Origin of the sequence: Synechococcus sp. R3-13 (assembly GCF_047462195.1) — a bacterium.
Taxonomy (GTDB): domain Bacteria; phylum Cyanobacteriota; class Cyanobacteriia; order Thermostichales; family Thermostichaceae; genus Thermostichus.
The window spans coordinates 1-7,463 of sequence record NZ_JANSIO010000427.1; the positions used below are offsets into that span (position 1 = coordinate 1).

Annotated in this window: 3 protein-coding genes; all 3 read right to left on the reverse strand. The window is 61.6% G+C overall.

Features of this window, described 5'->3' with window-relative positions; genetic code table 11:
- Positions 1 to 36 precede the first annotated feature (36 nt).
- Entirely contained in the window at positions 37 to 1,245 is a 1,209-nt protein-coding gene (locus NW856_RS12340) for a cysteine desulfurase family protein (RefSeq protein ID WP_414400509.1), read from the reverse strand.
- Positions 1,246 to 1,365: 120 nt separating this feature from the next.
- The gene (rodA, locus tag NW856_RS12345; RefSeq protein ID WP_414400510.1) at positions 1,366 to 2,676 is read right to left on the reverse strand and encodes a rod shape-determining protein RodA; all 1,311 of its coding nucleotides are present in this window, start codon (positions 2,674 to 2,676) and stop codon (positions 1,366 to 1,368) included.
- Positions 2,677 to 2,899: 223 nt separating this feature from the next.
- A partial coding sequence (locus NW856_RS12350; RefSeq protein ID WP_414400511.1) for an NINE protein occupies positions 2,900 to 7,463 on the reverse strand: 4,564 nt, incomplete at its 5' end.

Here is a 7,463-nt window from a genome sequence, read left to right on the forward strand (position 1 = left end):
ATCACCTTAACCCAGCCTGCCCGACCTTCGATCCGGCTACGCGACAGGAACCGACAACGGGGATTGAGTTGCCGCATTCCCCAAGGCTACGGATTTGGAGATGGAGGCAAACTCCGTTTGTAGACATCGGGCCACATACTCAACCGCAGCGTAGGTGATGGCTTTGCCAAGGCTAAGGCGAATGGATCCCAGCGCCTCGGCTTCTGAGTGGCCCATGGCCAAGAGGATGCGGCTGGGGATCAGTTGGCCGCTGCTACAGGCGGAGCCGGCGCTAATGGCGATCCCCTGGCGGCTCAGAGCCCTGACCAGCACATTCCCGGGGATCCCCCCTGCGGTGCAGTAGCTGAGGTGGTGGGGCAGACGCTGCTCCAAATCCACAGGGCCGGTCAGCCGCAAACCGGGCACCTCCGCCAGCAACTGGGCCAAATGCCGTTGCAATTGCCGTAGGCGGGCCGTTTCTTGGGACAGCTCCTGGGCCGCCAGAGCCGCCGCCACTCCCAAGCCGACAATGCCCGGGATCCCTTGGGTACCGGCGCGCAGCCGCCGTTCTTGCCCGCCCCCCCGCAGCAGCGGTCGCAGCTCCACCCCTGGGCGCACGTACAGTGCCCCCACCCCCTGCGGCCCGTAGAGCTTGTGCCCGGAAAGGGAGAGCAGATCCACCGGCAGTTGTGTCAGATCCAACGGGATCCGCCCCACCGTCTGCACAGCATCGCTGTGGAACAGTACCCCAGCTTGGCGGCAGATGTGGCCCAGCTCGGCAATGGGTTGCAGGGATCCCACCTCATTTTGCCCGTGGACGATGGAGACCAAAACGGTATTGGGTTGCAGCGCCTGGATCAAAGTCTGGGGATCCACCTGGCCGGCGGCGTTCACCGGCAGACGGGTGACCTGCCAGCCTTGGGACTGCAACTGGCGGGCAGCATTCTCCACCGAGGCGTGCTCGACGCTGGAGATGATGAGATGTTGGGGAGTAGAGTAGCGCTGGGCCACCCCAAACAGGGCCAGGTTGTTGGACTCCGTCCCGCCTGAGGTAAACAGCAGCGCCTCCGGCTCACAGTTAAGCAGCTCGGCCACCTGCTGCCGCGCCCGCTCCATGGCCATGGCGGCCCGTTCTCCCCACCCGTGCAAGCTGGAGGGGTTGCCCCAGCTTTCCTGCATCGCCATCTGCATGGCCTCGATCACCTCAGGCCGAGGCGGAGTGGTGGCGCTGTGGTCAAAGTAGAGGTCAGGATCCAAACGCAACATGCCAGCTCGACCAGCCGGGGCTCCGTGTTCCTATCTTAAGATCCTTGGCCAGTGTTGCCCAACGCTGGCAGCAGCTTCCCCTTGTTGAGGCCAAACCCGCTGGAGGCAAATTGAGCCTGCCTACTTGAAAAGACTAGTACGCTGGCGGTGCATCACCACCGATTCCACCAAGCCAATGGCCAGAAAATTGGTCAGTAGAGCCGAGCGGCCATAACTTAGAAAAGGCAAAGGCAAGCCGGTAATCGGGGCCAGGCCGATGGTCATGCTGATGTTCACCACCGCCTGAAAGAGGATCATCGCCAGCACCCCAATGGCAATCAGGGATCCAAAATTGTCCTTGGCCCCTTGGGCAATCCAGATCAGCCGCGCACACAGGATCCAAAACAGGATCAGCACCGTCAGGGTGCCGATAAAACCCATCTCTTCCCCAATGGCCGAGAAAATAAAATCCGTGTGCTGTTCGGGGATGAAGTCCAGCTGGGTTTGGGTGCCCTGCTGGATACCGCGGCCCCAGAGGCCGCCGGCTCCGATGGCAATGCGGGATTGAATGAGGTGATAGCCGGCTCCCCAGGGCTCTTGCATGGGATCGATAAAAATCTCCAGCCGCCGCCGCTGATAGGGCTTGAGAAGGTGCCAGGCTAGCTGACCCAACTGCCCCGAGAGCAGGTTGATTACCCCAAAAGTTACGGCCCCCGTCCACTGCCAGGGGAGACGCCAAGCAGCCAACCCCGCCATTCCCAGACACCAGAGCAGCCAAATCCAAAGCATCCAGCTCTGCTCTGGGCGAGTGTGTAAGCCATAGAGAATGGCTCCCACCCCCGGCGACAAAAGCAAGAGGATCCAACTGCCCTTGGCCCCGGCCCAGTAGAGCATGACCAGGACAATCACCACAAACACCAGGGCAGTGCCCAGGTTGGGCTGCAGGAAAATCAAGATCCAGGGAGGAGCAATGACGGCAACGGCCACCCAAATCTGGCTGAAGTACTTGATCGGCCAGTGGTGCAGGAGAGCAGCCAGGGTAACAATTACCCCCAGCTTGGCAAACTCAGAAGGCTGCACCTGAAAGCCAGCGATGGAGAGCCAGCGCTCCGCTCCTCCGCCTGCTGTGCCGAAAAAGAGCACTGCAATTAAACTCGCCAAGGTCAGGAAGTAGGTGAACCAGTGCCAGCGCAACAGCCGCTCATACGGGATCCGGGCTACCATTCCCAAAAACACCAGGCTGATCCCGGCCATGATCAACTGCTGTACCCAGTAGTGGCTGATGGGACGCTCCCAGACTGCGCTGCGGATGGCAAGAATGCCGATGCCCGTCAAGGCCAGCACTGTGGCCAGCAACATGCCATCGAACTCGCGCCAGGGAGCCAAGATCTGCCGCAGAAGCTTTTTCCACCTAGGCTGAGAAGACACCTTTGGGTCAACGTTGCCCAGCAATAGACCCGATCCTCCAAAGCAAGGCCAGCCTCAGTTTGACATACCCCCTGCCCTACCGACTTGTTTTCTCATCACTCGCGTTGAGTGTCGATTCCTCGTCGATCCATTTTCTGGCGTGTTCGCCTCCTCTGATAGGGCCTCAGTAGTGCTCCGCACCGCTGTCGCGAACAGGTCAGCCCTCCTCAAGTTGATCCTGCTCAGATTGGCTGGACTCAGGATTCTTTCATTCCCAGCTCTGCAGTTGCCCTAGCCAAGCGGAGATGTGGGATCCCACTTCTTCTCGACGCCGTTCAAAATTGGCTGCCGTCCAAATGAGGAGCAGGCCCAGCAGGATCCCAGTGGCCCAGAACAGCAGCGAATAAGCTGTCACCAGTAGCCATCCCTGCCGCAGGATCCCCAGCCCAAAAGCCAGCGTGCCCACGAAGAGATAAGCTCTTACCCGCAAGGCCAAGCCCAGCAGACCCAAAGCTAAGCCCAGCCCCACCGGCCAAAATCCCGCCCACAGTTGCCCGTGGGTTTCCACCATCACCACCAGCAGCCATGTGCCCAAGGAAACCAGCCGCAGCCAATGTCGCCCCCGCCGTCCGTTGGTTTCCTGTAATCCCGGATCCACCTGAGCCACATAGAGCAGGGATCCCACCAAGGGTAGGGCGGAGAACGTGAGAGAAGACCAGTCCTGTTGCTGGATGTAATCCCAGAGGATCCAGTTGCTCAAAAACAAGCTGATGTAGCCCAGGCGCACCTGGGATCTCCAGACGGACAGCAGAGCATAGTAGGTTGCCCCCAACAGCAGATTAAGGGTGTTGTTTCCTCCCGCGGTTACCAGAAAAGCGGCCAGGGGCAGCACCAGGGCTGTATTCTGCCAAGGAGCCGCCGGCCAGCCCCACCGTCGCCAGGGCAAGCCGTGGTAAACCAGCCCCAGCCCACAGAGCAGGGATCCGGCCCACCGCGCTATTGATAGCTGTGGCAGCCCCAGGAACACACTGCCCAGCAGAACCCCAGCCCCCTGCCAAGCACTGAGGTAACCCCAGACCGTTGGCGCCCAATTTCGCTCTGTCGGAGATTCTGAAGTTGAGGTTCTCGCCTGTCCGGCGGCATAGGCCACCAGGCCGGATCCCGTCAGCACCCAGAGCCCCTTCCCCCAAGGGCTGAGAGCGAAACTCCAAAGGGCGAGGCTGGCCAAGCCCCAGTTGCCGGCACCTATCCGCTGCAGCCAGGCCGCTTTCAGCCGCAGGGTCGCCACCAGCCAAGATGGACAGAGGCAGTAGCCCACTGCCAAGAGCAGCCCTAGCAAAGCTGTCAGCACCGCCGCTTCGTCCTCCCAGAATTCCCCAGTTTGCTGGCCGAGAAAGTAGACCCAGCTCTCGTAGGCCGCCAGCGATATTCCGAAAGCTCCCAGGATCCCCTTCCGGTTGGTAGGAGGAGGGCCTTCCTGTTCGCGACAGGGGTGCTGCTCCGGTGACTGTCGGCGCCCCACGCCCAGCAGCACGATGGAGAGACCTAAGCTGCCCAGACCTGTCAGCTCGCTCCATTCGAGTTCGAGATGGGATCCCAGCCAGCCCAAGCCGGCATAGATCAGCGGCGCTGTCCCCCAGCAACTCAGAGCCTTGACCCGCTGCAGGAGTTGTCCCCCTGAGGACTCCGTCCCACCAGCGCGATCGGGCCGCTCAAAGAGGAGTTTCTCCGGCCCAATCCAAAAGAGGATCCCCAGGCTCAGATTGATGACGGCAAGCAGAGGGGCAACAGGACGGGATCCCTGCACAGCCCACAACACGCCGCTTGCCGCCAGTAGCTCCAAAGCCCAGCCCAGCCCGTACAACAACCCATCCATCTGACCCTTGATCTGGCCAGATGAAAGGGCTTGGGCAATTTCAGGGGCATCCCCTGTCGGAGAGGACTCCGTCCCGCTAGCGCTAGGGGGGAGGGTCGGAGAGGATCCCGTCTCGGCAATGGGAGCAGAGAAGACCGGAGCAACCTCTACCCAAAGTCGGAGACCAATGGCCAGCCAGGTAACCCCAGAGGCCAGCGGTATGGCTGCCGAGAAAGCAGGGGGCGAGGAAGGGGTGAAGAGGGCCGCCGCGGTGGGCAACGTTAGGGAGAGCAAGAGCACCAACCCCAAGGGTATACCCCAGCCATCCAGGGCTGGCCGGTAAGCGGCTTGCAGGCGAGAAGAGAGGTGCCGGATGCCGTAGCGACAGCCGCTCAAGAGCAACAGCAGCGCTGCCAAGACCAGCAGCCATTCCGCTTCCGTAAGTGTCGGCAAGAGCCGGCTGATCCCCACCAGGCCGAACCCTGAGCCGAAGGCCACCGCCAGCAGGGCTTCCCCCTCTGCTCCAGGAGTAGGGGAACTTGGCAAGGGACAAGCCCATAGCCACACCTGGGTAGCTAGCAGCAGCAACCCCAGCCCTAGCCCGAGCAGATCCGGGCCCGGCCTGCCCAAGGTGAGCAACTGCGCCATCACCAGCGAGAGCACGGCCCAAAGACGCAGGGATCCCCGCACTGGGATCCCCTGCTGCCAGGAAAGGGATCCCAATCCCCCTTGCTCTGGGCTCTGCAGCCAGCGGGGCATGAACTCCAGGGGGGGCAGGGCCAATACCTGAGCTGCCGTTAAAGCAAGAGGCACCAGCAGCCACAGCCAGCCCATGGATTGTTCACCCGTCGCAGACGAATCAAGGAACCGTTGCAGCAAAAACGCCAAGTAGCTGGATCCCACCAGCACCAGCCCTATGCCATCTGCACTTCGCTGCCACAGCTCCGCAGGCACTCCCCAAAAAAAGCGCTCTGACCCACCCAGAGCTACCCGCCCTGCCCATTGCAATAGGCCCACCAGCAGCAGAACCACTCCCCAACTGGACAGGCTAGTGCTCCGCACCGCTGGCGCGAACAAGTCGGGCAAAAGCCAGCGGATCCCGGCTAGCAGTGCCCCCACTCCGTAGGCGTGGGTCAGGAGTACCCAAAGAAAGTTGGGAGTTTCTCCTGATCTAGACTTTTGTTGTAGCCACCAGGCCAGGATCCCGGCGCTCAAAAGCAAGTGCCAAAAGCGAATGGCCGGATAGGGAAGGCTCAAGAGCAGCAGGGATCCCCCTAGCCCCAAAACCAAGCGCTCTGTTGGTTCTACCAGCCTAGAAAAGCCTGTCTCACCGGCTTCTGGACCGCTCCTCTGCCAGCGGGCCGCCAACCCCAGCCACAGCACCTCGTAGGGCAGCAGCGCCAACCCCAGCAAGCCCCAAGGGGAATCAAGGGGCTGAAACCAGTTGATCACTGTAGCCACAACTGCTTGCCGCCAGCTTGCTGGCCACACCTGCCAAAAAGCCCAGCAAGTTTCCAGGCCCAGCAAGAACAGCAACGTCAAATGCACCCTAAGGACTTCGTCCCGCTGGGGCGACTGGGTGTGTCGGCGCAAGCGCCCGATTAAGACATGGATCCCCAGCAGGCTAATCCCCAGCAACTGCCAGCCGCTGAAAGGGCTCTCCGCCAAGCCAATGGCAGCCAGCAGCCAGCCCACCACCAACAGCACCCAGCTCCCCTCCCACCAGCGGGAGAGCATCCCCTCCTGAGCGCCTTCTGCTATGATGTGCGGGGATCCCTGGGGCCATTCCGCTGCTAGCCAACCCAACAGGGCCACCGCCAACCCCAACTGCGGCACTTGGACATGCCCAGACAGCAGCCCCCGTAGGATTAACAGGGATCCGGCAGCCCCGATTAGCCAGATCTTGGAGCCCCGTAATTCCCGAGACCGGCGGCTCCAGGTGTAAATCACGGTGCTGAGGATCCCCAGATACAGGATCCCCAAGACAAAAGCAGGGCGAAGCTCCTGCGGCCCCAAGCTCCAGAAAGCGTGCAAGCCAGAGAGGGCCAAAAAGTTCACCAAGGTTCCGTAAAAGGCATTGGGCTCCACACCGCTGTCGCGAAAGCCGGCACCTGAACCCAGCGAGCGCACCCGACCCTCAGCCGTCAACGGGATCCCCAGCAGCAAGCCCAGCGCCAGGATGCGGATCCCCCAAGGGATCCCCAGCCCATCCAGGGCCCACACGTTCACCGGCACCAGCAGCAGGGCAATAGCCTCCAAGGTTTGACCGGTTAGACGCAGCCCTTCCTGCCGTTGGATCCATCCAGCACCTACCCCAAAAGCCGCCGTATAGGCCAAGAGCACCCCATACTGAGCAGTTGGAGAAAATTGCTCCCAGTGGCTGGCCGCCAGCACCCCCGAGGACACCACCACCAAAAACAGGCCCAGCAGCAACAGCCAAGCCACGCTCAGCTCTGACAGCAAGTTCCGCAGCAAAACAGCCAGCGCCGGGGTAGGGGGGGACAAGGACTCCCTCCGAGTAGCGCGATAGTGCTCCGCACCGCTGGCGCGAACAGGTTGAGGGGCAGCTTGGGGCTCTTCTCCCCCCTCGACCGCAGGTTCCTCAACCCCAGATCCGGCCAGGCGAGCATTTCTTTCTCGCACCATCCCTGGGATCCAAATCAAATCCAGGAGCTGACCGATCCCCAGCAGCCCAAAGGTCAACAGCCAGAGCAAACCCGTCCGCCAGCGGCCCAGATAAAAACGGTGCAGGCCACAGATGCCAAACAAACCCAAAATCCAGAGCACGTAGGCCGAGCCAAGACGAGCCGGGATCTCGTCGCTGGGGGAAACTGCCGCTGACCTTGGTTCCTCCCCCTCTAGCCGATACTGCTCCACCAGCAAGCGAAAGTGCTCTGGAGTCAGCAAGCTCAGCTCCAGCCAGGCCCGCAAACCCTGCAAGACTTGCTGCCGGGATCCCCGAACGGTGAGCTCCAAA

Bases quoted from the DNA above. Each gene is read 5' to 3' on its own strand.
- NW856_RS12340 (WP_414400509.1), bottom strand. From the start codon at position 1,245: ATGTTGCGTTTGGATCCTGACCTCTACTTTGACCACAGCGCCACCACT.